The 25,420-nt window shown below is 64.1% G+C and carries 24 protein-coding genes; 12 read left to right on the top strand and 12 right to left on the bottom strand.

The features are described from left to right. Positions 1–6: 6 nt before the first annotated feature. From ACSQ3E_RS01775 to ACSQ3E_RS01765, 3 genes are all read right to left on the bottom strand, one after another. The gene (locus tag ACSQ3E_RS01775) at positions 7–924 is read right to left on the bottom strand and encodes a cation diffusion facilitator family transporter (protein WP_436121367.1); all 918 of its coding nucleotides are present in this window, start codon (positions 922–924) and stop codon (positions 7–9) included. Positions 925–986: 62 nt separating this feature from the next. Continuing rightward, complete coding sequence (locus ACSQ3E_RS01770) at positions 987–2,276, bottom strand: tlde1 domain-containing protein (RefSeq protein WP_436121366.1); 1,290 nt, start codon at positions 2,274–2,276, stop codon at positions 987–989. Positions 2,277–2,586: 310 nt separating this feature from the next. Beyond that, positions 2,587–4,026, bottom strand: a complete 1,440-nt coding sequence (locus tag ACSQ3E_RS01765; protein ID WP_436121365.1) for an amidohydrolase family protein — start codon at positions 4,024–4,026, stop codon at positions 2,587–2,589. A gap of 247 nt (positions 4,027–4,273) precedes the next feature. Here ACSQ3E_RS01765 and ettA point away from each other — a divergent pair, with 247 nt between their 5' ends. The 4 genes from ettA to ACSQ3E_RS01745 all read left to right on the top strand — a co-directional run bounded on the left by ettA (position 4,274) and on the right by ACSQ3E_RS01745 (position 8,822). Further along, positions 4,274–5,923, top strand: coding sequence for an energy-dependent translational throttle protein EttA (gene ettA / locus ACSQ3E_RS01760; RefSeq protein WP_310317071.1), 1,650 nt, complete (start codon positions 4,274–4,276; stop codon positions 5,921–5,923). 68 nt (positions 5,924–5,991) lie between these two features. After that, positions 5,992–6,759 (top strand): trans-aconitate 2-methyltransferase, encoded by a 768-nt coding sequence (gene tam / locus ACSQ3E_RS01755; RefSeq protein WP_436121364.1) that lies wholly within the window; start codon positions 5,992–5,994, stop codon positions 6,757–6,759. Positions 6,760–6,972: 213 nt separating this feature from the next. Beyond that, a complete protein-coding gene (locus ACSQ3E_RS01750) occupies positions 6,973–8,094 on the top strand; it encodes a beta-ketoacyl-ACP synthase III (protein WP_436121958.1) in 1,122 nt (373 codons plus the stop codon). A 110-nt stretch (positions 8,095–8,204) separates the two neighbouring features. Continuing rightward, a complete protein-coding gene (locus tag ACSQ3E_RS01745; RefSeq protein ID WP_436121363.1) occupies positions 8,205–8,822 on the top strand; it encodes an MOSC domain-containing protein in 618 nt (205 codons plus the stop codon). A 16-nt stretch (positions 8,823–8,838) separates the two neighbouring features. On the opposite strand, the gene ACSQ3E_RS01740 is transcribed toward ACSQ3E_RS01745, so the two are convergent. The 3 genes from ACSQ3E_RS01740 to tsaA all read right to left on the bottom strand — a co-directional run bounded on the left by ACSQ3E_RS01740 (position 8,839) and on the right by tsaA (position 10,713). Next, positions 8,839–9,786 carry an aminotransferase class IV gene (locus tag ACSQ3E_RS01740; RefSeq protein WP_436121362.1) on the bottom strand — a complete coding sequence of 316 codons (948 nt, stop codon included), beginning with the start codon at positions 9,784–9,786 and terminating at the stop codon, positions 8,839–8,841. Between the two features lie 106 nt (positions 9,787–9,892). Next, complete coding sequence (locus ACSQ3E_RS01735) at positions 9,893–10,207, bottom strand: DUF2293 domain-containing protein (protein WP_436121361.1); 315 nt, start codon at positions 10,205–10,207, stop codon at positions 9,893–9,895. Positions 10,208–10,209: 2 nt separating this feature from the next. After that, a complete protein-coding gene (gene tsaA, locus ACSQ3E_RS01730; RefSeq protein WP_436121957.1) occupies positions 10,210–10,713 on the bottom strand; it encodes a tRNA (N6-threonylcarbamoyladenosine(37)-N6)-methyltransferase TrmO in 504 nt (167 codons plus the stop codon). Positions 10,714–10,831: 118 nt separating this feature from the next. Here tsaA and ACSQ3E_RS01725 point away from each other — a divergent pair, with 118 nt between their 5' ends. Further along, positions 10,832–11,839 carry an ArsR/SmtB family transcription factor gene (locus tag ACSQ3E_RS01725; RefSeq protein WP_436121360.1) on the top strand — a complete coding sequence of 336 codons (1,008 nt, stop codon included), beginning with the start codon at positions 10,832–10,834 and terminating at the stop codon, positions 11,837–11,839. Beyond that, entirely contained in the window at positions 11,839–12,753 is a 915-nt protein-coding gene (gene metF / locus ACSQ3E_RS01720) for a methylenetetrahydrofolate reductase [NAD(P)H] (RefSeq protein WP_067960329.1), read from the top strand. The genes ACSQ3E_RS01725 and metF overlap by 1 nt, the downstream gene beginning before the upstream one ends. Before the next feature lie 475 nt (positions 12,754–13,228). On the opposite strand, the gene ACSQ3E_RS01715 is transcribed toward metF, so the two are convergent. After that, entirely contained in the window at positions 13,229–14,125 is an 897-nt protein-coding gene (locus ACSQ3E_RS01715; RefSeq protein ID WP_436121359.1) for a DMT family transporter, read from the bottom strand. Between the two features lie 158 nt (positions 14,126–14,283). On the opposite strand from ACSQ3E_RS01715, the gene ACSQ3E_RS01710 reads away from it, so the two are divergent. Then, complete coding sequence (locus tag ACSQ3E_RS01710) at positions 14,284–15,507, top strand: alanine racemase (protein ID WP_436121358.1); 1,224 nt, start codon at positions 14,284–14,286, stop codon at positions 15,505–15,507. Between the two features lie 116 nt (positions 15,508–15,623). Then, positions 15,624–16,493, top strand: coding sequence for an NAD-dependent epimerase/dehydratase family protein (locus ACSQ3E_RS01705; protein ID WP_436121357.1), 870 nt, complete (start codon positions 15,624–15,626; stop codon positions 16,491–16,493). A gap of 94 nt (positions 16,494–16,587) precedes the next feature. Here ACSQ3E_RS01705 and ACSQ3E_RS01700 read toward each other — a convergent pair whose 3' ends face one another. Beyond that, positions 16,588–17,808, bottom strand: a complete 1,221-nt coding sequence (locus ACSQ3E_RS01700) for a lytic murein transglycosylase (protein ID WP_436121356.1) — start codon at positions 17,806–17,808, stop codon at positions 16,588–16,590. Positions 17,809–17,975: 167 nt separating this feature from the next. After that, entirely contained in the window at positions 17,976–18,779 is an 804-nt protein-coding gene (locus tag ACSQ3E_RS01695) for a glycoside hydrolase family 25 protein (RefSeq protein WP_436121355.1), read from the bottom strand. A 235-nt stretch (positions 18,780–19,014) separates the two neighbouring features. On the opposite strand from ACSQ3E_RS01695, the gene ACSQ3E_RS01690 reads away from it, so the two are divergent. Continuing rightward, positions 19,015–20,403: a serine hydrolase domain-containing protein gene (locus ACSQ3E_RS01690; protein WP_436121354.1), complete on the top strand. Its 1,389-nt coding sequence runs from the start codon at positions 19,015–19,017 to the stop codon at positions 20,401–20,403. Here ACSQ3E_RS01690 and ACSQ3E_RS01685 read toward each other — a convergent pair. Together ACSQ3E_RS01685 and ACSQ3E_RS01680 are read right to left on the bottom strand one after the other, a co-directional pair. Next, positions 20,396–21,061 carry a class I SAM-dependent methyltransferase gene (locus ACSQ3E_RS01685; protein WP_436121353.1) on the bottom strand — a complete coding sequence of 222 codons (666 nt, stop codon included), beginning with the start codon at positions 21,059–21,061 and terminating at the stop codon, positions 20,396–20,398. The two genes, ACSQ3E_RS01690 and ACSQ3E_RS01685, sit on opposite strands and share 8 nt — an antisense overlap. Beyond that, positions 21,061–22,305, bottom strand: a complete 1,245-nt coding sequence (locus ACSQ3E_RS01680) for a DUF3419 family protein (protein WP_436121352.1) — start codon at positions 22,303–22,305, stop codon at positions 21,061–21,063. Before ACSQ3E_RS01680 ends, ACSQ3E_RS01685 begins: the two co-directional genes overlap by 1 nt. Before the next feature lie 195 nt (positions 22,306–22,500). Here ACSQ3E_RS01680 and ACSQ3E_RS01675 point away from each other — a divergent pair, with 195 nt between their 5' ends. After that, complete coding sequence (locus ACSQ3E_RS01675) at positions 22,501–22,791, top strand: hypothetical protein (protein ID WP_436121351.1); 291 nt, start codon at positions 22,501–22,503, stop codon at positions 22,789–22,791. A gap of 58 nt (positions 22,792–22,849) precedes the next feature. On the opposite strand, the gene ACSQ3E_RS01670 is transcribed toward ACSQ3E_RS01675, so the two are convergent. Beyond that, the gene (locus ACSQ3E_RS01670; RefSeq protein ID WP_436121350.1) at positions 22,850–23,752 is read right to left on the bottom strand and encodes a DMT family transporter; all 903 of its coding nucleotides are present in this window, start codon (positions 23,750–23,752) and stop codon (positions 22,850–22,852) included. A 152-nt stretch (positions 23,753–23,904) separates the two neighbouring features. On the opposite strand from ACSQ3E_RS01670, the gene ACSQ3E_RS01665 reads away from it, so the two are divergent. Continuing rightward, positions 23,905–24,624 (top strand): DnaJ family molecular chaperone, encoded by a 720-nt coding sequence (locus ACSQ3E_RS01665; protein ID WP_310317115.1) that lies wholly within the window; start codon positions 23,905–23,907, stop codon positions 24,622–24,624. Beyond that, on the top strand, positions 24,621–25,385 hold the full coding sequence (locus ACSQ3E_RS01660) for a peptidoglycan recognition protein family protein (protein WP_436121349.1): 765 nt from the start codon (positions 24,621–24,623) through the stop codon (positions 25,383–25,385). The genes ACSQ3E_RS01665 and ACSQ3E_RS01660 overlap by 4 nt, the downstream gene beginning before the upstream one ends. Positions 25,386–25,420: the final 35 nt, after the last annotated feature.

The following is a 25,420-nucleotide window of genomic DNA, read 5'->3' as shown; positions in this document are numbered from 1 at the left end:
GAGTTTTTACTCCGCCCATTCCTTGTCGGCGGTGAAGGCGATCGTCAGCCAACGGTCGGGACCTTCATCGCCAAGCGCGTCGCCGATCTCGTTGCGCAGGGCGTCCCATTCCTCGATGGTCTTGGCCGGCCAGCCGGGCGGGACGATGAAATAAAGCTCGACCTGCATCAGGCGGCCGACCTTGGCGACATAGGCGCGGTATGAAACGAAGCCGTGCTTCGTTACCGTTGCTCGGGCGACCTCGTCGACATGCGCCTTGAGCGCCTCCGGCGTGATCAGCAAAATGTCTGAAAAGGCCTGGCGGATGGTGCCGACGGGCATCGGGATGATGACCAGGCAGACAAGCGCCAGCACGGCGGGGTCGACATAGGGCGCTGTCCACGCAAGCGTCGTGCCTTCGACCAGCCAGCCGCCGATGAAGGCGATGAGCAGGGCTGCGGTGATGCCGCCCGACATCATCCAGGCAGTGACGTCGAGGCGCACGAAATCGGACTGGATCGTCTTATTGGCGCGACTGCCGATGAAGGCCATTGTCAGGCATGCCGCGAGCGTGACCGCCGCATAGATGATGGCATAGTCGAATTCGAGGTGGTGTCCGCCGGCAAGCAGGTTGGCCACCGCGTTGATCAGCGCGTAGCAGGACACGCTGATCAGCACGATGCCGTTCAGGCCGAGCACGATGGGCTCGAGGTGCCAGAAACCGACCGAGAAGCGCTTGTCCAGCCGACGGTTGTGCTTGGCGTTGCTGGTGATCAGGCGGGCGACGATCAGCGCCAGGATGGTCATCGTCGCGTCGGCGAGCGAGTAGGCGCCGTCGAAGGCGATCGAGAAGGAGCCGCTGAGGACGCCGAAAACGATGCCGAACAGCGCGACAACAAACGTCACGGCGATCGACATCCGAAGCAGATTTGTTTCGGTTTTCATGCCTCAGCTATGAAATAGCCGCCTGCCGATGTCCACTGTTGGCAGTTTTGAGGCGTTTTCTCTCAGATGCTCTTTCCGTTCGAAGCCAGGCGGAAGCTCTCGCGGCCGCCGCTTGGCACGACGATGATCTGCTTGACCTTGCCCTGCTTGAAGGCGGTGAGGAAGCGCTTGTAGTCGGCGAAGGCGACGCAGCCATGCGACTCCTCGCGTCCGCCGCGCAGCAGGTAGCTGTGCGTCAGGAAGCCGTCGCGGCCATATTTGTTCTTGCCGTCGACCGGCAGCATGCGGATTGCCTCGACACCATGGAAGCGGCTCTCGCGCATCTTGAGATTGTAGGTGTGCGGCGGGGTCGGGCCGTTCATCTTGACGTGCACGTAGCGCGGGTTGTCGGCCATGTTGCCGATGCCCGAATGCGCCTCGAGCACGCTGCCGTCGGGCATGTAGACCTTGGCGGCGCTGATGTCATAGACGGCGACGCCGTTGCCGGCGCGGGTCTTGCCGCCGAACAGGCTGCGCAGCGACTGGCCAAGCGTGCTGCCCGGCTTGTCCTCGGGAACTTCCGGGCGGGCATAGGCGAGCTTCGCAGGTTTTTGCGTTTCAGGCTTTTCGGCTGTCTTTGGCGCATCGGCTTCCGGCGCACGGGCGTCCGCCTTTCCTGCGTCGGCAGGCTTGGCAGCAGCTTCTTCCGGGCGCAGCTCCGGACGCGGAGCTGCGGATGGGGTTTCGGCATAGTCGGGCAGGGCGGCTGCTTCAGCTTCGGCCTGCGCCGCAGCCAGTTCTTCCTCTGAGGGGCCGGTCAGCAGGGTCGACAGAGCCGTATCGGCAGTCCCGCCGGGTGACGGATCTGCATAGGCGAGGATGGTCGGGCGTTCTGCGACCGAAGTGGGCAGGGATACCGGCTGGTCAGCCTCAGCCGCGTCGGCAGCGGCGAGCTGTTGCAGTTCGACGGAGCTGGCCGCGAACAGGCTGGCGAGCTTCTTGGCGCTCAGATCGGCCTGGCCGGCTATGGTGTCAAAGCGGGCGGCATGGCCGGTTGCGGGGGCTGTTGCAGCGACGGTGGCGTGGCGGGCGGATTTGCCCATGCTGCCAGACAAGCTGGCCGTGACGGCCGGTTTGGCATTGTTGGCTAAAATCAGGGGCTTGGCCGAGGCGACCAGACGCGATGCCTTGTCGGTGCTGACATAGGCCGTGAGCCGAGCCTGCTTGACGATCACCGGCTGCGCGTGCGGCCTGGGCGCCAGGTGGGCCGGATCGAAGGCGCTGACATTGCTCATCGCGGCCATGCCGGCCATCGACCACGCGGCCATGCCGGCGAAAGCCGTGCCGGCACAAGCGATGACAAGCGGGCGCAACAGACGGCGCAAGGATTGTGGACGAACGATTTTACTCAAAACGCGTAGCAGACCAGTTGTCCCGCAACGTCGTACGGCCGGTGAAGCGACCGCAGTGCGTGATTTCCGGAATGTCCCCAACTCGAAAGAACGATGGAGAAAGGATGGACAAATGTGGTTAATTTTTGCTTTGCGGCCGAGCCAAACATCGCAGGCCCGGTATTCGGGCCCCGAGAACCCTGCGTCAGCGGTATCCGCCGGTACGGAGCCGCATGGTCAACGCCAGTATTGGCATCAGTCCAGGTGAGAACCGCGCAAGAGAATTTCCAGGTCAGCGAAGCGTGTTCTTGTGGATGATGCCGTCCTTCATGATCACGACCATGTTCTTGGCGGGCTCGCTGATCAGGTCGATATTTTCGAGCGGATTGCCGTCCACAAGCAGCATGTCGGCGAGGGCGCCTTGTTCGATCAGGCCGAGCTTGCCGGGATAGGGATTGCGCAGATTGGACAGCGCCAGCAGCTGCGCATTCCCCGAAGTTGCCATGCGGAGTGCCTCGGCGTTGGTGTAGAAATTGCTGAGATGGGTGAGCATGACGCTTTGGCGCGCGGTCATGGCAGGTGAAAACAGCACGTCAGATCCCCAGGCGGTCTTGATGCCGTGCTTGCGAACAAACTCGTAGACTTTGGGAGTGCCGGCGAACAGCTGCTGGATGCGTTCCGCGCTTGGACCGGTCTGGGGCTCCGCATCATCGACGGTGAGGAACGGTTGCATGCTGAGCCATACGTCTTTTTCGGCAAAGAGCTTTGCCGTCTCCTCGTCCATCAGGTGCGCATGCTCGACGCAGGCCGCCCCGGCGTTGATCGCCCGCTGAACGGTGTTCGGGGCATAGGCGTGGACGGTGATGTATGTATTCCAGTCTTTTGCCACCGAGACGGCAGCGCGTATCTCGTCTTCGGCAAAGGTCGACATGTCGAGCGGGCTGCGCGGCGACGAAACCCCACCGCCGCCGACAAGCTTGATCTGCGATGCTCCCTGGATCAACTGCTCGCGGATGCGCATCTTCAAGTCGGGGATCCCGTCGACGACCGCGTTGGCTCCCATCAGTTCGCCGACGCTGAGCTGGTTGCCATTTCGCGGGATCTCCGTCGGCATGCGCAAATCGCCGTGGCCTCCGGTCGTCGTGATCATCGCTCCGCAAGGAAAGATGCGCGGGCCCGGAATGATGCCGCTGTCGACTGCCTGTTTGAACGAGAAAACCGGCCCGCCCAAATCCCGGACCGTGGTGAAGCCGCGTAGCAAGGTACGCTCTGCCTCGGCCGTGGTGGCAGCGAAGATGATGCCCGGATCGCCCGCCAGCAATACGTTCAACGGCACCGCCGCAAAGACCGTATGCCAGTGGGCGTCGATCAGGCCCGGCATGAGCACACGATCGCCGCAGTCGATGACAGTTGCGTCGGAAGGAGCTGCGCTGTTTGTCGTGTCTATGGCTGCGACACGGTTGCCTTCGACCAGGACCTGAAGGCCGGTCTTGAGTGTGTCGGAGGTGCCGTCGAACAGCCTGACCTGCCGGAACAGGGTTTTTTGTGACGGGCCGGGTGTCTGGGCGAGGGACGGCGAGGCAAGAGCGGCAAAGGTTGCTCCCATGCCCGCCATGAAGCCGCGTCGCGTCAGGGCCTCAAGGCGTCGTGATGCTTGCTGGATCTCGGGGCTGAAGCAGCCGCAGCCGGTTCCATGGACAAGGTGCTGGTAAGTATTACCCAAGCGGAGCATTGCATCCCCCCATAAGCACTTTCTAGCCACGGCAATTTAGACCCATGGCAGCCATTGGCAACCAGCGATGTTGGACCGGCCGGATTGTCGTTAAGGCTTGGTGCCGCCCGCCGTCGGGCAGGCGCGGTGAGCTGTCCGCCTTTGCAGCGCATCGCCGTCACATATGCCCCGAAAGCATTTGCCGTTTGGGGTGGGATGGCCTACATAGCGCGCAAATCTCCGTTCACCTGAAGCAGGATACGCGCGCGTGGCACGCCAGTTCATCTATCACATGTCGGGACTGACCAAGTCCTACGGCACCAAGAAGGTGCTGGAAAACCTCAACCTGTCGTTCTACCCGGATGCCAAGATCGGCATCCTCGGCCCCAACGGCGCCGGCAAGTCGACCGTGCTCAAGATCATGGCCGGCCTCGACAAGGAATGGTCGGGCGAAGCCTGGCTGGCTGACGGCGCGACCGTCGGCTACCTGGCGCAGGAGCCGCATCTCGACCCGGCCAAGACCGTGTTCGAGAACGTCATGGACGGCGTCGCCAAGAAGACCGCCATCATCGAGCGCTACAACGAGCTGATGATGAACTACTCGGACGAGACCGCCGACGAGGGCGCCAAGCTGCAGGACGAGATGGATCGTCTCAACCTGTGGGACCTGGAACAGCAGGTCGAGATGGCGATGGACGCGCTGCAGTGCCCGCCCGGCGATTCCGAAGTGACCCAGCTGTCGGGCGGCGAACGCCGCCGCATCGCGTTGTGCCGCCTGCTGCTCGAACAGCCTGACCTTCTGCTGCTCGACGAACCGACTAACCATCTGGACGCTGAGACCACGGCGTGGCTGGAAAAGCACCTGCGCGACTATCCGGGCTCGGTGCTGATCATCACCCACGATCGCTACTTCCTCGACAACGTCACCGGCTGGATCCTCGAACTCGATCGCGGCCGCGGCATTCCTTACGAGGGCAACTACACCAAATATCTCGACGCCAAGGCCAAGCGCCTGATCCAGGAAGGCCGCGAAGACGATTCGCGCCAGAAGGCGATCTGGCGTGAGCGCGAGTGGATCGCATCCTCGCCCAAGGCACGCCAGACCAAGTCCAAGGCGCGTATCAAGGCCTATGAGGAACTGGTCGAGCAGTCGCAGAACCGCAAGCCGACCGACACGCAGATCGTCATCCCGGCCGGCGAACGCCTCGGCAACGTGGTGATCGAGGTCGATAGCGTGAACAAGGGCTATGGCGACGAACTGCTGATCGAAAACCTGAACTTCAAGCTGCCGCCCGGCGGCATCGTCGGCGTCATCGGTCCCAACGGCGCCGGCAAGACCACGCTGTTCAGGATGATCACCGGCCAGGAAACGCCCGATAGCGGCTCGATCCGCGTCGGTGAGACCGTCAAGCTCGGTTATGTCGACCAGAGCCGCGACGCGCTCGACCCGACCAAGACGGTCTGGGAAGAGATCTCCGGCGGCGCTGAAGTCATCAAGCTCGGCAAGCACGAAGTGAACAGCCGCGCCTATTGCTCGTCGTTCAACTTCCGTGGCGGCGACCAGCAGCAGAAGGTCGGCAACCTGTCGGGTGGTCAGCGCAACCGCGTCCACCTCGCCAAGATGCTGAAGAACGGCGGCAACGTTCTGCTCCTCGACGAACCGACCAACGATCTCGACACCGAAACGTTGGGCGCGCTCGAAGACGCACTCGAAGCATATGCCGGCTGCGCCGTCATCATCTCCCACGATCGTATGTTCCTCGACCGCATGGCCACCCACATGCTGGCCTATGAAGGCGACGCGCATGTCGAGTGGTTCGAAGGCAACTTCGAAGAGTACGAGAAGGACAAGATCCGTCGTCTCGGCGCCGATGCGGCCACCCCGCACCGGATGAGCCACAAGCGCCTGACGCGCTAAAGTTTCTGAAAACGCCCCGCCCAAAGCGGGGCGTTTTTGTTTTCGGCATACCTTCCGGAGTTCGCGACATGAAAGACTGGTCCGCCGCGCAATATCTCAAGTTCGAGGACGAGCGGACGCGGCCGTCCCGAGATCTTCTGGCGCAGATCCCGCTGGAGCGGCCGAGGCGAGTGGTCGACATCGGCTGCGGGCCGGGCAATTCGACCGAGCTTCTGGTCAAGCGCTGGCCGGGTTCAGAGGTTTCCGGCTTCGACACGTCGCCCGACATGATCGACCAGGCCAGGCAGCGGCTGCCGGGCGTCGAGTTCCAGCTCGCCAATGCGCGAGACTGGACGCCGGACGAACCTGTCGACGTGATCTTCGCCAATGCCGTGTTCCAGTGGCTGCCGGACCACCAGGCCGTTCTTACCCGACTGATGACGCTGCTTGCTCCGGGCGGGTACCTTGCGGTGCAGATGCCCGACAATATCGGCGAGCCGTCGCATGTGGCGATGCGCGAGACGGCTGCGGCCGCGCCGTTCGCCGCCAAGATCGCAGGTGCTGCGCGGAAAAAGTTGCCGTCGGTCGCGTCCTACTATGACCTGCTCGTGCCGCTGTCGGCACGGGTCGACATCTGGCACACGGTCTACAACCATCCGCTGGCCGACGCGGCCGCGATCGTCGAGTGGGTCAAGGGCACGGGGCTCAAGCCCTTCGTCGATCCGCTCGATCCAGCCGAGCGCGAAGCCTATCTCGCCGCCTACACGGCGCGCATCGCCGCTGCCTATCCGCCCGCCGCCGACGGCAAGGTGCTGTTGCGCTTCCCCCGGATTTTCATGGTCGCCCAGAGAGGGTAGGCCGAAGATGAGGCGGGATATCGGGGCGAGTGTTGCGCGCGGGGCGTATTCGAACGCCTCCATGTGACGTAAGCTGCCAAATGGCGGGTCCGGTGAGACGGGGACAGGACGCGCCGGGGCCCGATGGCTCCATTTTTGTCGCTGGGGCATGGGTTTTTCCGAAGCGGTAACTGCTATCGGGCATGCTTCGGGAATTCAGGCATGGACGGTCTAATGCATCGCGTCATCATCAGCGGTATCGGCGTAGAAATCCCCGAGGCCACCATCAGCAACGATGAACTCGTCGAAAGCTTCAATGCCTGGGCCGATATCGAGAATGCCAGGCGCGAGGCGGCAGGGCAGGAGCCGATCAAGAAATCGGACAGCGAATTCATCGTCTATGCCTCCGGCGTGAAGAACCGGCACGTCCACACGCTCGACGGCATACTCGACCCTGAACGGATGACGCCGCGCATCGCGCCACGCGCCGACGATGATCTGTCGGTCGAGGCCGAGTTCGGCGTCGCCTCGGCGCGCAAGGCGCTGGCCCATGCCGGGCTGACCGGCGCTGACATCGACATGGTGATCTGCGCTGCCTCGCACCAGCAGCGGCCCTATCCGGCGATTTCGATCGAGATCCAGAAGGAGCTTGGCATCGAGGGCGCTGCCTTCGACATGAGCCTCGGCTGCTCGTCGGCGGCGGCCGCCCTGCACGTCGCCTTCAATCTCGTCCGCTCGGGCGGGCAGAAGCGCGTGCTGATCGTGACGCCCGAGATCATCACCGGGCACCTCAATTTCCGCGACCGGCAGACGCATTTCATCTTCGGCGACGCCTCGGTGGCGATGGTGGTCGAGGCGATCGGGCCGAAGGAGACCCGGCCGGGGCGCTTCGAGTTGCTCGACACGCGCAACTGGACGCAGTTCTCCAACAACATCCGCACCAATTTCGGCTTCCTGCTGCGCACTGGTCAGGAAAACACCTCCGTCGTCGAGATGGAGGGCAACATGATCAAGCAGGTCGGCAACAAGGTGTTCAAGGAGGTGACGCATGCGGCGCATCGCTTCATAACCGCCTTCCTTGCCGACCATGGCATGACGCCGTCCGACATCAGGCGCTACTGGCTGCACCAGGCCAATGCGCGGATGAACGCCATGATCCTGAAGCTGGCGCTCGGCCATGACGCGGACCACGACAAGGCACCTATGGTGCTGGAGCGACTGGGTAACACGGCGGCGGCAGGTGCTGTCATTGCGCTCAAGGAAAATCACGAGGACATGAAGCCAGGCGACCACGGGCTGATCTGCGCCTTCGGCGCCGGCTACTCGATCGGTGGCGCGCTGGTCCGCATGATGTGAGCGGGTCCCTGGGGATCCATCATTTCGGATGATCCCAAGGTTCAGGCTTTTTGTCTGGATTTGTGGTCACATGCCGTTCAAAGCAGCAGTCCGAAACCGAGAGGCCAAAGATGCTCGATCCGACAATGCACCGCGAGGGCGAACCTGAAATCCTGCCTGGCCGCAAGCTCGCCGCGCGCGTCGCTGGCGTCTACATCGCGCCGGCGGACCATTTCGTCACCCGGGCGGTGGAAACGCTGCCGCTGACCTTCGAGGGCATCATCGGCGACGTCCATGCCGGCCATACCAGGCGCTCGGGCGGGCGCGAGCCGTGGTACCCGCGCGGCACCGAGATGCGCAACGAGCGCCAGCTGTCGATCGTGGCACCCGACGAGATGGCGATCGTCGCCGAACGCATGGGGCTGGCCGAGATCAAGCCAGAGTGGATCGGCGCCAACCTCCTGCTCGAGGGCGTGCCAATGCTGTCGATGCTGCCTTCGGGCGCTATGCTGTTCTTCAAGGGCGGGGTGACGATCAAGATCGACGGCCAGAACGCACCATGCCGCGTCGCCGGCCGCTCGATTGCCGAGCATGCCGGCATGGCCGATCACGACGCCGGCTCGCTCTTGTTTCCGAAGGTTTCGCGTCGCTTGCGCGGGCTTGTCGGCTGGGTCGAGAAGCCCGGCGTCATTGCTGCGGGCGAAGAGGTTTCCGTACGCGTGCCGGAGCAGTGGATTTACAGGGCGTGAGTGCAGCCCCTGCCGCTCAGGGATAGGCGACCGGCGACGACCAGTCGGGGTCGTCGTGTTTCGCCCAATAGGCGTCTTTCAGCCTCGTGGTGATCGGGCCGACCTTGCCATTGGCAATGGGCGCTCCGTCGATCTTGGTCACCGGCATGATGCCGCCGGCGGTCGAGGTGATGAACACCTCGTCGGCACTAAGCAGTGCCTCGACGCTGACATCCTGGGCATCGGCGGCAAGGCTAGCTTCCGCGCATAGGTCGAAGACGCTGCGCCGGGTGATGCCGGGCAGGACGCCGATGGCTGGCGTCGCGAGGCGTCCGTCCTTCACGGCAAATACGTTGAAGCCCGGCCCTTCGGCGACATTGCCGTTGAAGTCGAGCAGGAGCGCTGTCTCAGCGTTGTTGTCATAGGCGTCATAGAGACCGCGCACGAGATCGAGCCAGTGGTAGTTCTTGATCGCGGGGTCGATCGAGGCCGGCGGAATGCGCACGCGCTGGCTGATCGACACATGCAGGCCACGAACGAGCTGACCAGGGTTGGCGACGGAGCCGAACGGCACGGCGAAGGCCATGAAGCGGTTGATGGCGTCGCGCGGGTCGCGGCTGAAGGTCGGCGAGGCGCCGCGCGTGCACAGCATCTCGACATAGGCCGAGCGGTGGCCCGAAAGTGCTACGCAATTGTGCAGGATCTCGGTGACGCCGGCCCGGTCGAAGGGGATCGACATGCGCAGCCGCTCCAGGCCGCCAAAGAAGCGCTCGATATGCAGGTCGAGCCGGAAGAAGGCGCCGTTCCAGACATGGACGGTGTCATATGTCGCGTCGGAATGCAGGAAACCCCAGTCGAGCACCGAGATCTTCGCTTCCGACATCGGCAGGTACTGCCCGTCCAGGAACGCCACGCCTGAGGGGTAGGCGTGCGGATCGACGTGGCGGCTTTTGAGTGCAGGCAGTTGCATTGGCTTGAAGTCCATGAGGCGCGCTCTCCACTGACAGGATGATCGGCTGGACTATGCCGCCCCGCGATACGCCATTTCGGTCAAAATGCCGGGCCAGATGAGGCGGCCAGTGGCTTTTCCATCATTCCGCGTCGTCATCAGCGTCGAGCAGGCGGGTGGCGCGCCAGCGGGTGAGGGTGGTGTTGACCTGGTCTATGACAAAGAAGCGAGCGGAATCGCGATCATAGCCCTCCGACAGCAGCTTCTCGTAGTCGGTGTGGGCATGGCGGACATGGGCGACTGTCGCCAGCCACACGGCGATTGTCGGCGGCAGCGTCTTCAGATGCACGGCGAGCGCATCGGTGCGGATCACTTCCGTGTCGGCATAGGGCGCTAGCGGCAGAAGCGCTGTCAGCGCCTTGGCCACGGCGCGTTGGCGGCCGGTGGAGGCTGGCATGCTCAGGCGTCCTTGTTTGGACGCTTGGCGTCGGGGATGGCGTCGACCGAGGCGAAATAGGGTTTCAGGTCGATGACCGGCGTGCCGTCGAGCGCGTCGATGGCATCGAGCTCGATCACGCCGTTTTCGATGTCGAGCGAAAGGACCGCTGCGACATGCAGGCCGATCGGGTTCGGCCGTGCCGGCGAACGCAAGGCGAAAACGCCTTTGGCGTCAGAGGCATGGCGCGGTTTCTGGACAATCAGATTCCGTGGCGCCTGCTCGAACCAGCTGAGAACGATGACATGGCTGAAGCCGCTGAGGCCGGCGAGGCCAGCGCGATAGGGGGCGTCGACTGTCACCGTCGCGCCGCCGCCACGCTCGCGCGCGGCATTCATGTTCTTGGGGCAGTCCTCGCGTTGCTTCCACGGCGAGGCGATGCGGCCGATATAGGCGAGGCGGGCGTCGTCGGCATCCGCCGCCGGATCGCCGGCCAGCGGGATTTCGCCCTCGCGCTGTTCGAACATCTTCATGCCGCCTCCCACGGTCGCGCCATTTTCTTGCCCGCATGCGACATTGGGCGTTGCAATCATCCGCTGCGTCACATAAAGATATGTTTATGTCTTTTGGCGAGAACCAAAGCCGATGCATGTGACGCTCGACACCATGGTAGATACCTTGAAGGCGGCGGCCGAATCCAGCCGACTTCGCATCTTGACGCTGCTTTCGCGCGGCGACCTGACGGTTTCCGACCTGACCGAGATCCTCGGCCAGTCGCAGCCGCGCGTTTCGCGCCATCTCAAGCTGTTGCTCGAAGCAGGCCTGATCGACCGCTACCAGGAAGGTTCCTGGGCGTTCTTCCGCCTGTCGGATGCCGACCAGGCGCGCGGTTTCGTGCAGGGGCTGGTGTCAGGCATCGACACTTCCGACAGCCAGGTGGTGCGCGATTTCGAACGCCTCGATGACGTCAAGCACAAGCGCCAGGAACGCGCCGCCCGCTATTTCAGCGCCAATGCCGCGAGCTGGGACGAATTGCGCTCGCTGCATGCACCTGATCGCGCCGTGGAAGCCGCACTCGTCAAGCTGGTCGGCAAGCGGCCGTTCCAGTCGATGCTCGACCTCGGCACCGGCACCGGCCGGCTGCTTGAAATCTTCGCCCCGCTCTATCGTCGCGGTGTCGGCATCGACCAGTCACGCGAGATGCTGGCCGTTGCCCGCGCAAATCTCGACAAGGCGGGCGTGGCCAATGCCCAGGTGCGCCAGGGCGACATCTTCTCGCCGCCGGTCGAGCGCGATGCCTTCGACCTCGTCACCATCCACCAGGTGCTGCATTATCTCGACGATCCGGCCCGCGCCATCCAGGAAGCGGCGCGGCTGCTGCGCCCTTCGGGTCGGCTGGTGATCGTCGACTTTGCTCCGCACGGGCTCGATTTCCTGCGCTCCGAGCATGCGCATGCGCGCCTCGGCTTCTCCGACCGGCAGATTGAGGACTGGCTGTCCGAGGCTGGTCTGGAGCTCGAGGAGACCCTGGAATTCGAACCGCGCGGCTCGGCCAAGGCCAGCCTGACCGTGAAGCTCTGGCTGGCGCGCGACAAGCGCCTGCTGGTCGCCGATCCCAATCCTGAATTGCAAGCCCAAAGGGAAACCGCCTGATGAACCAATTTCCGCTCTCCAGGCGTTCCGACATCGGCAACAAGATCCGGGTTTCCTTCGAGTTCTTCCCGCCCAAGAACGACGACATGGAAGCGCGTCTCTGGGAGACCGTGACCCGCCTTGAGCCGCTTCGCCCGCAGTTCGTCTCGGTGACCTATGGTGCGGGCGGTTCGACCCGCGAGCGCACTGCCCGCACGGTCAAGCGCATCCTTGAGGAATCGACGCTGACGCCCGCCGCGCACATGACTTGCGTCGACGCGACCCGCGAGGAGGTCGACCAGGTGATCGCAGAGTTTGCCGCCATGGGCGTGAAGCGCTTCGTGGCGCTGCGCGGTGACCCGAAGGAGGGCGTGGGCGCTGCCTACCAGCCGCATCCCGGCGGCTACGCCAATGGCGCCGAGCTCGTCGGCGCGCTGAAGGCGCAGGGCGACTTCGACATCTCGGTCTCGGCTTACCCGGAAAAGCACCCGGAAAGCCCCGATTTCGTCACTGATTTCGACATGCTGAAGCGCAAGGTCGACAATGGCGCGACGCGCGCCGTGACCCAGTTCTTCTTCGACAACGATCTTTACGAGCGTTACGTCGAGCGGGCCCGCAAGGCCGGCATCTACATCCCGATCGTGCCGGGCGTGCTGCCGATCCACAGCTTCACGCAGGTTGCCAACTTTGCCTCGCGCTGCGGCGCGCATGTCCCGGGCTGGCTGGCCGAGCGCTTCGAGGGCCTGGACAAGGACCCGCAGACGCATGCGCTGGTGGCGTCGGCCGTGGCGGTGGAGCAGGTGCTCGACCTCGTCGAGCGCGGCGTCAACGACTTCCACTTTTACACCATGAACCGCGCCGACCTGGTGGTGGCGGTGTGCCACATGATCGGCATCCGGCCGCAGCCGGTGGTGCAGGGATCCGCTGCTGCCTGACGGTAAGTCGGAAGTGGCAAGGCGGAATCAAAAAGGCCGGGAGGGTGATCCCGGCCTTTTCGAAGCTTCCCTTGGAGGTGCTTTGGTCTTCCGCCGTTGAGCGGCCTATGGAAGAACTCCAACAATAAGCGCGCCGATGAAGGCAAAGGCAGCGCAAATCATGACTGCATTGATTGACCTAGTCAGTCCCATGCATAGCCTCCTGTTTGCAAGCCACAGGCCGGAATCTAGGGTCATTTCGGTCACACACAAGCGAAAAATGTGCTGCATTGCGACAAGATTGTGGAAAATGCGACGCGTTTTCCGCGCTTAGCCGTTGGATTTGCTTGGTAAACGCGCCGGCAAGGGTTGTGGAGAAATTGTGGCAAATCGATTAGCCACGACAGCGCCGACCGCCGCTTCGGAGGGGCGAAAGACGGCGCTGCAGCATCCTGATCCAGGCATCACCTTCCCGAACGCCGATCCGATTTTTCGCTCATGCGCCCGCCGGCTGGCGCCGCTTGAACAGCCGTCCATCGATGGTGATGAGCCCAAGCGCGATGAGCGCCATGCCGCCCAGTTCGAAGGCTTCGAGGCGCTCGCCGAGGAAACTTACCGACAAAAGCATGGCGCTCGCCGGAACGATCAGCGTCACCAGCGAGGTGTTGGTGGCGCCGGCCGAGGCCACCAGCTTGAAGAACAGGATGTAGGCGAAGGCGGTGGCGACAAGCGCCAGCGCAAAAGTTGCCAGCCAGGCATTGGTGCTGGCCGCAAACAGGCCCGACGTGCCGTAGATCGCCAGCACGATAGGGATCATGATGACCGATGAGGCCGTCAGCTGGCCAGTGGCGATGATGGCCGGCGGCACGCCCCTCAGCCGGCGCGCCACCATCAGGGCGCAGGCGTAGGACAGCGAGGCACCGACGAGGGCGAACTTGGCCCAGACCGGGCCGCCAAGCCCGGCGACGATACCCGGCCCGACCATGATGGCGGTGCCGGCGATTCCCAATCCGATGCCGGCCAGCTTGTTCCAGTTCAGCTTCTCATCGCTGGTGAAGGCGTTTGCGATGACAAGCGTCCAGAACGGCGTCGTGGCGTTGAGCACCGAGGCGAGGCCGGCGCCGATCTCGGTCTGGCCGAGGCATATCAGCGTGAACGGAATGACGTTGTTGAGCACCGCGAGCACGAACAGTGTGCCGATGTGGGGAAAGGCGAGGCGGAAGGAGGGGCCGCGCAGCAGGAGGAACAGCTGGAGTGCCGCTCCCGCGATGAGCACCCTGAACAGCACGAGCTTGAGCGGCGCGATTTCGGCGACCGCAATGTGCACGCAAAAGAACGACCCGCCCCAGATGGCGCCGAGAAGCAACAGCCTGGCCCAATCGCGTGCACTCATGTCCGCTCCTTCTTCGCTTCGTCACATTCGACAGCTACGCGCGATTCCAGGGTAGGGCCACCCGATTCCTTTGGCTGACGCAACACTCCTGCCAAGCCCTGTCGGGTTGCATCGCGGACCGCTTGGTTTAGATTTCGGCCGGCAAACGAGGAGCTTCCATGCAGCGATTCGAAAATGCACGCGAGGCAGCCCTCGCTCTTCGCCCCGACGCCCCGGTCTATTGCTTCCGGCCCGAAGTGCTGAAGACCGACGCCCGGGCCTTCATGGAGATGTTTCCAGGCAGGACCGCCTATGCGGTCAAGACCAATGGCGAACTGATTGTGCTCAAGGCGCTGGTCGAGGCCGGCGTGACGATGTTCGACGTCGCTTCACCCGGCGAGTTCGCCGCTGTGCGGGAGGTCTCTGCCGAAGCCGAGATGATCTACATGCACCCGGTCAAGGCGCAGTCCGACATCCGCCTGGCGCTCGAGACCTATGGCATCCGGGTGATCGCCGTCGACCACGAAGACGAGATCAACAAGCTGAACCGTGTCGTCAGGGCACTCGACATCGATCCCGGTGCGATCACCGTCTTCGTGCGTGTGCAGACCAAGGGCTCGGCGGCCTACGAGCTGTCGAAGAAGTTCGGCGCCGGGCCGGCCAATGCCGTAGAGCTCTGTGAACGGCTCAACCGCAACGGCTACAAGGTCGGCCTGTGCTTCCATGTCGGCAGCCAGATCGAGGACCCCGACACCTATGAGCGGGCGCTGGCCTCGGTCGACTGGGTGCGCAATCGCGTATCGTTCGACCTTGCCGGGCTCGACGTCGGCGGCGGCTTTCCCGCCGAATATGGCCATGACCCCAATTCGAAAAAGCCGGTCATGCCTTCGATCGGGCAGATCATGTCGCGCTTGCGCGGCGACCTGACGGAGTACAATTTCGACGAGATGCCGCTCGTCGCCGAACCGGGCCGGGTGATCGTTGCGCGCTGCCTGTCGCTGATAGTACGCGTGCTGTTGCGCAAGGGCAGGCGGCTCTACATCAATGACGGCATCTGGGCGTCGCTGTCGGACTCATGGACCGGCAAGATCACACTGCCGGCGCGCTTCATCCCCGATCCGGCGATCCGCACCCGCAACGGCGACGCCAGCAACATCGTGCCATTCAAGGTGTGCGGCGCGACTTGCGATTCCGTCGACATCCTGTCCCGGCCGTTCTGGCTGCCGGAGACGATCGACACCGGCGACTGGATCGAGATTGGTCATATCGGGGCCTACTCGCTGTCGCTGAGGACCCGCTTCAACGGCTTCTACCCCGACACCTTCGTTGAGGTGACGACGCCGTTCGACGAGGGCGACGCGCCGCAAGGCTTTGCCAGCCTGGAGACGATGGCGGCGGAGTGAGGGAGACGAATAGGGAATAGTGAGTGGGGAATAGGGCGCGCGGCTTGAATTGCCGCGCGGCTGCTCCGATCTACGCAACTCACTACCGTCTCATCATTCGCTAAGTGACCATCCCCATGCATGTTTTCCTTCTCGGCGGCACCGGCTTCATCGGTCGCCATATCCTCCAGCGCCTGGTCGAGGGCGGCCATGAGGTGATCGGCCTCGCGCGTTCCGAGGCGTCGGCCGAGCGCCTGAGGTCAGCAGGTGCCACTCCGCTACTCGGTGACCTGCGGGCGGCAGGGGAATGGGCTGGCAAGCTTCCGCCGGTGGACGCCGTGATCCACGCCGCCGCCGATTTCGGCGACGACATGGGCGAGGTCGAGACGGCGCTGCTCGATGCGCTATTGCCTGTGCTCGGCGCCATGCCGAAGCGGCCGCGCTTCGTCTACACCGGCGGCTGCTGGCTGTTCGGGGCGACTGGGGAGCAGGTGGCCACGGAGGACAGCCCGTTCGATCCGCTGCCGGCTTTTGGCTGGATGATCGACAACATGCGCCGCGTGCTGGCAGCACCGGAGGTCGAGGGCACCGTCATTCATCCTGCGATGGTCTATTCCGGTGAGGGCGGGGTGTTTTCGTCGTTCATGGAGGCGATCCGCGAGGGCGGGGGCATCGACGTTGTCGGATCGATTGATGTGGTCTGGCCGCTCGTCCATGCCGAGGATCTTGCCGACCTGTATGTGCGGGGCATGGAGAAGGCTCGGCCTGGCTCCGTCTACAATGGCTCGGCCATTGAAGGCATGAGCGTGGGGGACATCGTCTCAGCCGTGGCGCAGCATATGGGAACGGCGCTGCCCGAAGTCCGGGCTACGGCTGTCGACGAGGCTGCGGAGCGGCTTGGCGAGTGGGCGCGCGGCTATGCCATCAGCCAGCGGCTGAGCGGCGACAAGGCGCGTGCCGAGCTCGGCTGGAAGCCGTGGCACGAGCGCGCCGCGGCGTTGTTTTGAAGAAGCGAAGTGGGAATGGTGAGTAGCGAATAGCGCGATGTGACGGGCAGGGAAGGTTCCAACGGCAAGGCGTTGGCAATCCTTCCCTATTCCCTCACAGATCCGCCAGCAGCTCGTCCGTCGGCCAGCCGTCGACCGGCAGCTTGAGACGCATCTGCTCCTGGCGGATGGCTTCGCGGGTGTTGGTGCCGAGGATGCCGTCGATGCCGCCGACGTCGTAACCCTTGTCATGCAGCTTCTGCTGCAGGGCCTTCATCGCGTCGCCGGTGAGACCAGCGTCGGGGTTGCCGCGGTCGAAGGCCGGCTGGCCGGCGAGGCGGGCGGCGAGGTGGGCTGCCGTCAGCGTGTAGGTCGCCGACTGGTTCCACTCGAGATAGACGTCGTAATTGTCATAGGTCAGGAAAGCCGGGCCCTTGCGGCCCATCGGTAGCACGATGCCTGCCTTCAGGCCGGTGTCCTTGAGCGGCGTGCCGTCACGCATGGTCACGCCCATAGCTGCCCACTTCGACAGCGGCTGCTTGTTGGTGCGGCCGGTTTCTTCCCAGGCCATCTCGGCCGGTACCTTGACCTCTTCGATCCATGGCTCACCGCGCTTCCACCCGCGCGACTGGATCTTCTTGCCGGTCGTCAGGATGACGTCGGCAGGTGTGTTGCGGAGGTCGACAATGCCATCGCCATCGCCATCGACGCCGCGCGCCAGATAGTCGGAGGGCAGGATCTGGGTCTGGCCGATCTCGCCGGCCCAGGCACCCTGGACGTCGGCGGGCAGCACGTTGCGGTCGATAAGGGTGATCAGCGGGATCACCTGCGGCCGGAACAGGTCCGGGCGGCGGCAGTCATGCGCCAATGTGACTAGTGCGTTGAGCGAGTTGAAATTGCCCTGCACCGCGCCGAAGTCGGTTTCCAGCGCCCAGAAGGCGGCGATGACCGGGCCCGGCACGCCAAACTCCTGCTCGGCCATGGTGAAGTACTGGCCGTATTTCTGCAGGTTGGCGGCGCCATGCTTCAGCCGATAGTCGCTGATCATGCGCTCGGAAAACTGGGTAAAGGTCTGGGCGAACACGCCCTGGGCGCGGTCGCGCTCGAGCACCTTGGGATCGAGGGTGGCGTTTGCCAGGGCAGACAGGCCCTTTTCGCCGACACCGGCAGCGCGTGCCTCGTTGGCGAGGTTCTGCTTCCAGGTGGCGAAGTCGTCGCCGCATTCGGAGGTCACCGCGGGCGCGGCCGGGGTGACGGCAGCGGTATTCTGCGCGTTTGCCGGCAGTGCGGCGGTGGCGAAAAGGGCGGCGACCAGCGCCTTGCTCAGCAGTTTCATGGGCAGCTCTCCTGCTTGACCGGTCAGGCCTTCGCGGAACGGCGAAAGCAGGCAGACGGCCAGCTCAATGTCTTGCCGCGCCTTCTACAGAACCCGGGCGAGGGCCGCACCCCCTCTTCTTGTCGCATCTGCCATGCGAAATGCGCAGCCCGGCGGTGCAGTCCGGGCTATCTGGTGTTGGCGGCGAGCCACTTCTTCCAGTGAGATTCGCTGCCGTTGAAGACGTTGATGTCGGCGTCGCCCCTGATGCCAGGCACGACACCGGTGCCGGTGTACTGCCAGAAGGTGAAGGGGTGGCTGCCGTATCGCGATGTCGGATGGCCGGCGACCGAACGCAGCCAGTAGGGGTAGCCGCGGAACGTCGACAGGTTGTTGTCGTCGAAGAAATCGATCGAGGTGTAGATGATCGGCTTCTTGCCGTAGTGCTGCTCGACCATTTCGAGGAAGATCTTCATCTCGCTGCGCACGGTGGCGGCGGGCGGACGAAGCTTGCAGCTCGGCGACTGCGGGTTCCATTCCATGTCGAGGATCGGCGGCAGCGACGAGCGCTCGTTGGGCACGTTCTGGATGAACCAGCGCGCCTGTTCGGCGGCAGGCCGGCAGAAATAGTAGAAATGGTAGGCGCCGCGCGGCACGCCGGCGGACTTGGTCTCGCGCCAGTGCTCGGCGAAATAGTCGTCGACGCGGTCGCCGCCCTCGGTCGCCTTGATGAAGGCGAAGGAAATGCCGCTGCCCTTGGCCTGCTGCCAGTCGATCGATGTCTGGTACTTGGAGACGTCGGTGCCGTGGATGGCGTAGGTCCAGGGCGCGCCGCTTTCCCACTGATGCGGGTCGCTGTCGCTGAAGCGCGGGTTCTTGACCGAGACGGAGGCCATGCTGCCGGGGTTGCCGACAGGGCCAAGCGAAAGGGTGTCGGAAGTCGAGCAAGCGCCGAGGAAGGCGAGCAGCACAAGAGCCGAAGCGCGGCGCATTACTTCTCCTTGCGACCGGCGGGAGCCGGCCAGAGCACATCGTTTATGGGGCGGGCCCTGCGGCCCGGATACTATTCCGATGGATCAGCGGTTTCCCCGAGACACCGCACATCCCCCTCTGTGATCGCCGATCATGGTTGATAAACCGTTGATCGCGCTCGACAGCCTCAAAGATTTGGCGGAGGAATGACGGCAATTCCATGGCGGACGGATGATGTCGGGGGCGGGGGAAGCAATGCGTATCATCGGCAAGATTCTGAAATGGCTGGTCGCCCTCATTGTCCTGGCGGTCGCTGGCATGTCAGCCTGGCTCTACTTCGCGCCACCGGCGCTGATCCGCGTCGGCTCCGGTTATGCTGCCAAGATCGTCTGTTCCAACGTCTTCATTGCCGGTCGTGACGCCAATCAGGTGCTGGCCGACGATGTCCAGGCGCCGGGCCATCCGTTGCTCAGGCTGATGTCGGTGAGCGTCGACCAGAGTGCGGGCACGGTGCGCGCGGGCCTGTTCGGCGTCTTCGGCAGGGGGCTGGCGGTTGCCCATGACGGTGCTGGCTGCAGCAACGTGCCCGACGGCGACATCACTGCGGCAGCACTCGGCGCTGTTCCTGCGGCACCCGCGGCCAATGCCGAGGCGCTGTGGCCGGAGGGCGAGAAGGTTGATGCCTCGCAGAACCCGGCGATTGCTGCCGTTCTCGACGATGCGGCGCTGGCCGGTCCGGGCATGCGCGCCATCGTCGTGGTGCAGAATGGCCGGATCGTCGGCGAACGCTATGGCGAGGGATTTGCTGCATCGACACCGCTGCTCGGCTGGTCGATGACCAAGACGGTGACCGCCGCGATCATCGGCACGCTCGTCGGCGACGGCAAGATGTCGGTCGACAAGACCGCGCTGTTCGAGCCGTGGAAGGCCGACGGACGCGCGGCAATCAGCCTGGCCGATCTCATGGCGATGTCGAGCGGGCTGGAGTTCAACGAAGATTACGGCGACGTCACCGATGTCACCCGCATGCTCTATCTCGAGCCCGACATGGCAGGTTTCGCCGCAGCCAAGCCGTTGGCTGCCGACGTCGGCAAGAAATTCTCCTATTCCAGCGGAACGACGTTGCTTCTGTCGCGGCTGTGGCAGGATGCCGTCAGCGACCCGGCCAAGGCCTTGGCCTGGCCGCGCGAAAAGCTGTTCGGGCCGCTCGGCATGACCAGTGCCGTGCTGGAGGCCGATGCGCGCGGCACCTTCGCCGGCTCGTCCTATCTCTACGCCTCGGCGCATGACTGGGCGCGCTTCGGCCAGTTCCTGCTGCAGGACGGTGTGTGGAACGGTTCGCGCATCCTGCCCGAAGGTTATGTGACCTGGATGCGCGAGAAGGCGCCGGCTGCCCCGATTGGCGAGTACGGCCGTGGCCAGCTGTGGTTGCAGGGGCCGGAGGGTGGCACGCCGGAAGGCGAGGACCCCGATGTCGGCTTCGACCTGCCCGACGACACCTTCTGGATGCAGGGCCATGACGGCCAGACGGTGGCGATGGTGCCGTCGGCCAATGTGGTCGTCGTGCGGCTTGGGCTGACGCCGTCCAAGCTGCGCTACAAGCCGCAGGCGATGCTGTCGGCGCTGGTGGCGGCACTCAAATAGGCTTGGGCCCGCCAACGACGACGAGCCAGGCGTAACCACGGTAGAGCGAGGTGAAGCGGCAGCTCTTGTCGACGGCGCGGGCCTGGGCGGCGATTTCGGACGCGAGCGTCTCGCGCGGGGCGACATGAAACTTTGCCAGCCAGCCGCGCAGCAGGTTGCGGAATCCGTTGGGCAAGCCTTCCTGCTGGCCGAAATCGACGATGTGGACTGAGCCCGTGGAAGCAGCGAGAGCCGCCGACACCGAGCGTTCCCAACCGGGGATCATCGACAGCGAATAGGAAATGAAGACGCGGTCGAAGCCGGCGCGGCCGAACAGGGCTGCCGGGTCAAACGAGGTCGCGTCGGCTTCCGCCAGTGAAATACGATCCGACAGGCCGGCACGGGCGATCGACGCCCTGGCCGTCGCGAGCATCTCGGCCGATATGTCGAGGCCATAGAAATGGGCGTCGGGAAAACGCCTGGCAGCGAGGATCAGGTTGCGTCCTGTGCCGCAACCGAGTTCGAGCACGGTGCCGCCCTTGGGCGGGGCGAGCTCGGAGATCATGCGGTCGCGGCCGAGCAGGTAGTATTTGCGCGTCAGGTCGTAGATGTGGCGCTGGTGCCGGTAGACGCTGTCCATCAGGCCGGAATGGCCGGCCGAAAGCTCGGGCGCGCTCATCAGGATTTCTTCATATAGAGGTGGAAGCCGCCATAGATGGCCGAGCGGTCGCGGGCGGTGTAGTCGCGCGAGGCCTGCTCTTCGTAGGTCCATTGGTCGAGCAGTGCCGGCGACAGGCGGCCCGGCAGCAGGCTGGGTTCGGCCGCGGTGCGGAAGATGACGCGGGCGCCTGATGCGGCGGTGCGGGTGATTTCGGTCCACAGCGCGTTGAGCTGGTCGTCGCTCATCCAGTCCTGGGCATCGAGCAGGATGTAGCGGTCGACCGAGCCGGCATCCTTGCCGGCCAAAAGCTCGGTGAAGTTGGCGTGGTGGATGGCGACGCGATCGACGTTGGCGCGGATCGTTGAGTAGTTGTCCTGCTCGAGATAGGCGGGCAGGGCAGCTTCGCCGGGCTTGGGGTAGCGGCGAGCGAAGGCCTGCCAGGCGAAGTAGTTGGTGTCGAGCGGGAAGTCGCAGGCAAGTTTCTCCAGCCTGGCCTTGAGCACGCCGGCCATCGAGCCGTCGCCCGAGGTCAGCAGCGAGTCGTATTGCGCCGGTGGGATGCCGAGACCGAACAGCGAGGATTTGCGCGCGGTGATGAAGCGCAGCATGCGGCGCTCGAACACCGGCGCGATCTTTTCGTCGAAGAAGCGGCGCTGCTCTTGCTGACTGCCCGTCGCCATGATGGCCGCCGGGTCGACGCCGTAAAGCTTGGCGATGCGATGGCCGGCGGCGATGAACAGGCCGAGCAGGCCGGTCTTGTAGAAATTGCCGTCGAAGGTGGCGATACGGCGCTTGCCGCGCCAGCTGCGGCGCTCCCAATAGGCGCGGCTCGAGGCATCGAGATGCGGCGCGATGAAGCGGTCATAGGCGTGCGAGTTGTGCTCGACATCGGCTTCACCGAAGAAGCGGAAGAGATCGCCTTGCGTCGGCAGGTGACGCACGGCAGCCAACTTCATCCGGTTCAGCGCGATGTGGGCGCCGTTGAGGTCGACGGCGTCGATCCGTGCCGGCGAGCGGGTCAGATAGGCGAGGATATTGCAGCCGCCCGAGGCGATGGTGACGACCTTGTGGCCCTCGCCAAGCTGCATCGCCTCCATGTCGACGTCGGGGTCTTCCCATATCTGCGGGTAGACGAGGCCCGAAAACAGAAGGGCGAACAGTCGCTCGGACAGGCCTTCTTTCGAAAGTGCGCGGTTCTGGTAAACCGCCTTTCCAACTTTCTTGCCGCGACGAAAGACAAGTTCTCCGGAAACGTCGGTCATGGAAATGCGATTCCCCGCTTCGTTGTTGGGCGCAGCGGGTAACGTACCGGCGTGACAGCGCGGTGACGGAGTGATGACGGCGGCACGACAGGTCTTATGTGACAGGCCGACTCCGAACGTTACGAAACCGCTGGGCTGCCTGTGCATTTCATCTCCGACGCCCGTTCGACGGGCCGTTCTCGAAAGGAGATTGTTATGAAGAAGTTCATTCTCGCCTCGGTTTCCGCCATCGCGCTGTTTGGCGTCGCCGCCTGTAGCGACAGCAATACCGACAGCACCACCACCGAAAGCGTGAAGCCGCCTGTGACCGAGCAGCCGGCACCTGTGACGCCTGCACCCGCGACGCCTGAGGTTTCGCCGCCGGCGACCGACAACACCACGACCAAGAGCATCACGCCTGCGCCGGACAGCGGCACGAGCGGCGAGATGCAGAACACCGATCCGATGCAGCCCAAGCCTGTCGAGCCGGCTGCACCCGCCCAGTAAAGTTGCGGGAGGAGGCAAGCCCGGAGCAGTCGCTCCGGGCTTTTCTTTTGTGCGGGAACTAGCGCGTGACCCGGGCGCGGCGGCCGAGCGCCACGATCGCGATGACGGCGAGCGCGAACATGACAGTTCTTGCGCCGACATGTTCGCCAAGCAGGAAGGCGGAGATGGCGAGGGTGACGAAGGACTGCAGCAGCTGGACCTGGCTGACCCGGGCAATGCCGCCCATGCCGAGGCCGACATTCCAGGCGAAGAAGCCCAGGAACATCGAGCCGAAGCAGAGATAGAAGAAGGCAAATGTCTGCGTCGACGAGGCGGCGGCGAACTCGGGGTGCCAGCTCAACAGTGCTCCAGGGATCGAGATCGGCGCGGTCAGGATCAGCGACCAGCAGATCACCTCCCAGCCCGGCATGCGGCGCGACAGCTTGCCCGAAACGACGTAGCCGAGGCTGGCGGCGAGGGCTGCGAGGAACAGGAACAGGTCACCTGATGACAGTTGCATGCCGCTGTCGCTGATGGCGAAGGTGACGACGAGGGCGGCACCGGCGACACCGCAGGCCCAGAAGAACGGCGATGGCCGCTCGCCACCGATGAGGGCGGCAAAGATGCTGGTCGTCAGCGGCAGCACGCCGAGCACAACGCCACCGTGCGAGGCGGGCACCGTCTGCATGGCGATGGAGGAGAAGATCGGGAAACCGAAGACCAGGAGCAGGCCGGCGAGGAACAATGCCGGCGCATCGTCCTTCGGGAACCGCTTGCGCAGGACCAGCAGCAGGGCGGCCGCGGCAAGCGAGGCGATGGCGGCACGGCCATGGGTGACGAACCATGGCGAAAAGGTTGCCAGCGCAACACGGGTCGCCGGCAAGGTGCCGCCGAAGATGACGACGCCGAGCGTGCCCAAGGCAAGCCCGATCGTCTCGCGGGAGATTGTGTGTGCCGGTTGGGTGGTGTTGCGCGCGTCCATGGCGCAGATCGATACCCGATACTTGGCTTTTGCGTCGTGAAAATTCCATTGGTCCAGAATATTGGTCCAGATGCCGGAGTGTTGCCGACAAAGTTATGCTTGCGTCGCCAAGGCATCTCGCATTTGCGAATGTTTCATCCTAAGAAGCGGCCATGTCGATTTGGGACCGTCTCGGCGACTTCATCGCACGTATCTCTGCGTCGGCGGCAAATGGCGTCGCGGACGTCGTCGAGGCCGTGCGCACAGTCTTTTCCGGAGACGCGGAAACCCGCCGCCGCGTCGCGTTTTCGGTGGCGATGATCGCGCTGTCGGCCAAGATGGCCAAGGCCGATGGTGTCGTCTCCCAGGCCGAGGTTCGCGCCTTCTACGAGATATTCGCCGTGCCGCCCGAGCACGCGCGAGATGTGGCGCGGCTCTATGACATCGCCCAGCAGGACGTCGCCGGCTTCGAATTCTATGCCGAGCGCATGGCCAAGCTGTGCGGTTCGGGCCACACCAACTGCGGCATGCTGGAAGACATCCTCGACGGCCTGTTCCACATCGCCAAGGCCGACGGGATGATGCACCAGTGCGAGGGCAGCTTCCTGCACCGTGTCTCCGAGATCTTCCGCATCGACGAGGTCCACTACCAGACCATCGTGGCGCGGCACCTCGATCTTGGCGACACCGATCCCTACCGCGTGCTCGGCATCGAGCGCGGCAAGCCGTTCGAAGATGTGCGCAAACACTACCGCAAGCTTGTCGCCAGCAATCATCCCGATAAGCTGATCGCGCGCGGCCTGCCGGAGGAGTTCATCAGGATCGCCACCACCCGCATCGCCGCGATCAACGCGGCCTACGAGATGATCGAAAGGGGACTCCGGCACGCATGAGCGGTTTTCAACCCGACCAACCGCATGCCGAGGTACGACTTTCGCCCAATTTCGGGCAGCGGCGCGACGGAATGAAACCCGACATGATCGTGTTGCACTACACCGGCATGGAAACCGGTGACGGGGCTGAGTCCTGGCTGTGCAATCCGGCAAGCGAAGTGTCGTCGCATTATCTGGTGCATGAGGACGGGCGCATCGTGCAGATGGTGCGCGAGAGCGACCGGGCCTGGCATGCCGGCAAGAGCTCCTGGCGCGGCGAAACCGACATCAACTCCTGCTCGGTCGGCATCGAGATCGTCAATCCGGGCCACGCGCTCGGCTATAGCTCGTTTCCCAAGCGCCAGATGCAGGCGGTGATCGAGCTCTGCCTCGGCATCGTTGACCGCCACAATGTGGCGCCGGAGCGCGTTCTGGCGCATTCCGACGTCGCCCTGGGACGCAAGGTCGACCCCGGCGAGAAGTTTTCGTGGCGGATGCTGGCCCAGGCCGGCATAGGTCATTGGGTCGCACCTTCGCCGCGCAACGGGCATGCTTTGCTGCAACCGGGCGACGCCGGGGCGGCGGTCGAGGAACTGCAATCGATGCTCGCGCTGTACGGCTACGGAGTCGAGATCACCGGCCGCTTCGACGCGCAAACGGTTGTAACTGTTCAGGCTTTTCAACGCCACTTCCGCACAAGGTGCGTCGATGGCGTCGTCGATTCATCGACTGTTTCGACGCTGCGGCGGCTGCTTGCCACACTTCCAGACGGGCTTGACTAGCCCAGGGTTGGTGATTCGCCAGATTACAACCTGTC

Source organism: Aminobacter sp. LjRoot7, assembly GCF_964252895.1.
In the GTDB taxonomy this organism is placed as follows: Bacteria; Pseudomonadota; Alphaproteobacteria; order Rhizobiales; family Rhizobiaceae; genus Aminobacter; species Aminobacter aminovorans_B.
Note: the sequence above shows the minus strand (reverse complement) of the source record. Positions and strands in the feature narration are given on the sequence as shown.

What these genes read in the sequence shown, in the direction of transcription:
- ACSQ3E_RS01665 (WP_310317115.1), top strand. Translation starts at nt 23,905, where the DNA reads ATGTCGATTTGGGACCGTCTCGGCGACTTCATCGCACGTATCTCTGCG.
- ACSQ3E_RS01740 (WP_436121362.1), bottom strand. Translation starts at nt 9,786, where the DNA reads ATGGACTTCAAGCCAATGCAACTGCCTGCACTCAAAAGCCGCCACGTC.
- ACSQ3E_RS01750 (WP_436121958.1), top strand. Translation starts at nt 6,973, where the DNA reads ATGCATCGCGTCATCATCAGCGGTATCGGCGTAGAAATCCCCGAGGCC.
- ACSQ3E_RS01725 (WP_436121360.1), top strand. Translation starts at nt 10,832, where the DNA reads ATGCATGTGACGCTCGACACCATGGTAGATACCTTGAAGGCGGCGGCC.
- ACSQ3E_RS01735 (WP_436121361.1), bottom strand. Translation starts at nt 10,207, where the DNA reads ATGCCAGCCTCCACCGGCCGCCAACGCGCCGTGGCCAAGGCGCTGACA.
- tsaA (WP_436121957.1), bottom strand. Translation starts at nt 10,713, where the DNA reads ATGTTCGAACAGCGCGAGGGCGAAATCCCGCTGGCCGGCGATCCGGCG.
- ACSQ3E_RS01690 (WP_436121354.1), top strand. Translation starts at nt 19,015, where the DNA reads ATGCGTATCATCGGCAAGATTCTGAAATGGCTGGTCGCCCTCATTGTC.
- ACSQ3E_RS01695 (WP_436121355.1), bottom strand. Translation starts at nt 18,779, where the DNA reads ATGCGCCGCGCTTCGGCTCTTGTGCTGCTCGCCTTCCTCGGCGCTTGC.
- ACSQ3E_RS01765 (WP_436121365.1), bottom strand. Translation starts at nt 4,026, where the DNA reads ATGCTCCGCTTGGGTAATACTTACCAGCACCTTGTCCATGGAACCGGC.
- ACSQ3E_RS01680 (WP_436121352.1), bottom strand. Translation starts at nt 22,305, where the DNA reads ATGACCGACGTTTCCGGAGAACTTGTCTTTCGTCGCGGCAAGAAAGTT.
- ACSQ3E_RS01670 (WP_436121350.1), bottom strand. Translation starts at nt 23,752, where the DNA reads ATGGACGCGCGCAACACCACCCAACCGGCACACACAATCTCCCGCGAG.
- ACSQ3E_RS01775 (WP_436121367.1), bottom strand. Translation starts at nt 924, where the DNA reads ATGAAAACCGAAACAAATCTGCTTCGGATGTCGATCGCCGTGACGTTT.
- ACSQ3E_RS01685 (WP_436121353.1), bottom strand. Translation starts at nt 21,061, where the DNA reads ATGAGCGCGCCCGAGCTTTCGGCCGGCCATTCCGGCCTGATGGACAGC.
- ACSQ3E_RS01660 (WP_436121349.1), top strand. Translation starts at nt 24,621, where the DNA reads ATGAGCGGTTTTCAACCCGACCAACCGCATGCCGAGGTACGACTTTCG.
- ACSQ3E_RS01715 (WP_436121359.1), bottom strand. Translation starts at nt 14,125, where the DNA reads ATGAGTGCACGCGATTGGGCCAGGCTGTTGCTTCTCGGCGCCATCTGG.
- metF (WP_067960329.1), top strand. Translation starts at nt 11,839, where the DNA reads ATGAACCAATTTCCGCTCTCCAGGCGTTCCGACATCGGCAACAAGATC.
- ACSQ3E_RS01705 (WP_436121357.1), top strand. Translation starts at nt 15,624, where the DNA reads ATGCATGTTTTCCTTCTCGGCGGCACCGGCTTCATCGGTCGCCATATC.
- ACSQ3E_RS01675 (WP_436121351.1), top strand. Translation starts at nt 22,501, where the DNA reads ATGAAGAAGTTCATTCTCGCCTCGGTTTCCGCCATCGCGCTGTTTGGC.
- ACSQ3E_RS01700 (WP_436121356.1), bottom strand. Translation starts at nt 17,808, where the DNA reads ATGAAACTGCTGAGCAAGGCGCTGGTCGCCGCCCTTTTCGCCACCGCC.
- ACSQ3E_RS01745 (WP_436121363.1), top strand. Translation starts at nt 8,205, where the DNA reads ATGCTCGATCCGACAATGCACCGCGAGGGCGAACCTGAAATCCTGCCT.
- tam (WP_436121364.1), top strand. Translation starts at nt 5,992, where the DNA reads ATGAAAGACTGGTCCGCCGCGCAATATCTCAAGTTCGAGGACGAGCGG.
- ACSQ3E_RS01710 (WP_436121358.1), top strand. Translation starts at nt 14,284, where the DNA reads ATGCAGCGATTCGAAAATGCACGCGAGGCAGCCCTCGCTCTTCGCCCC.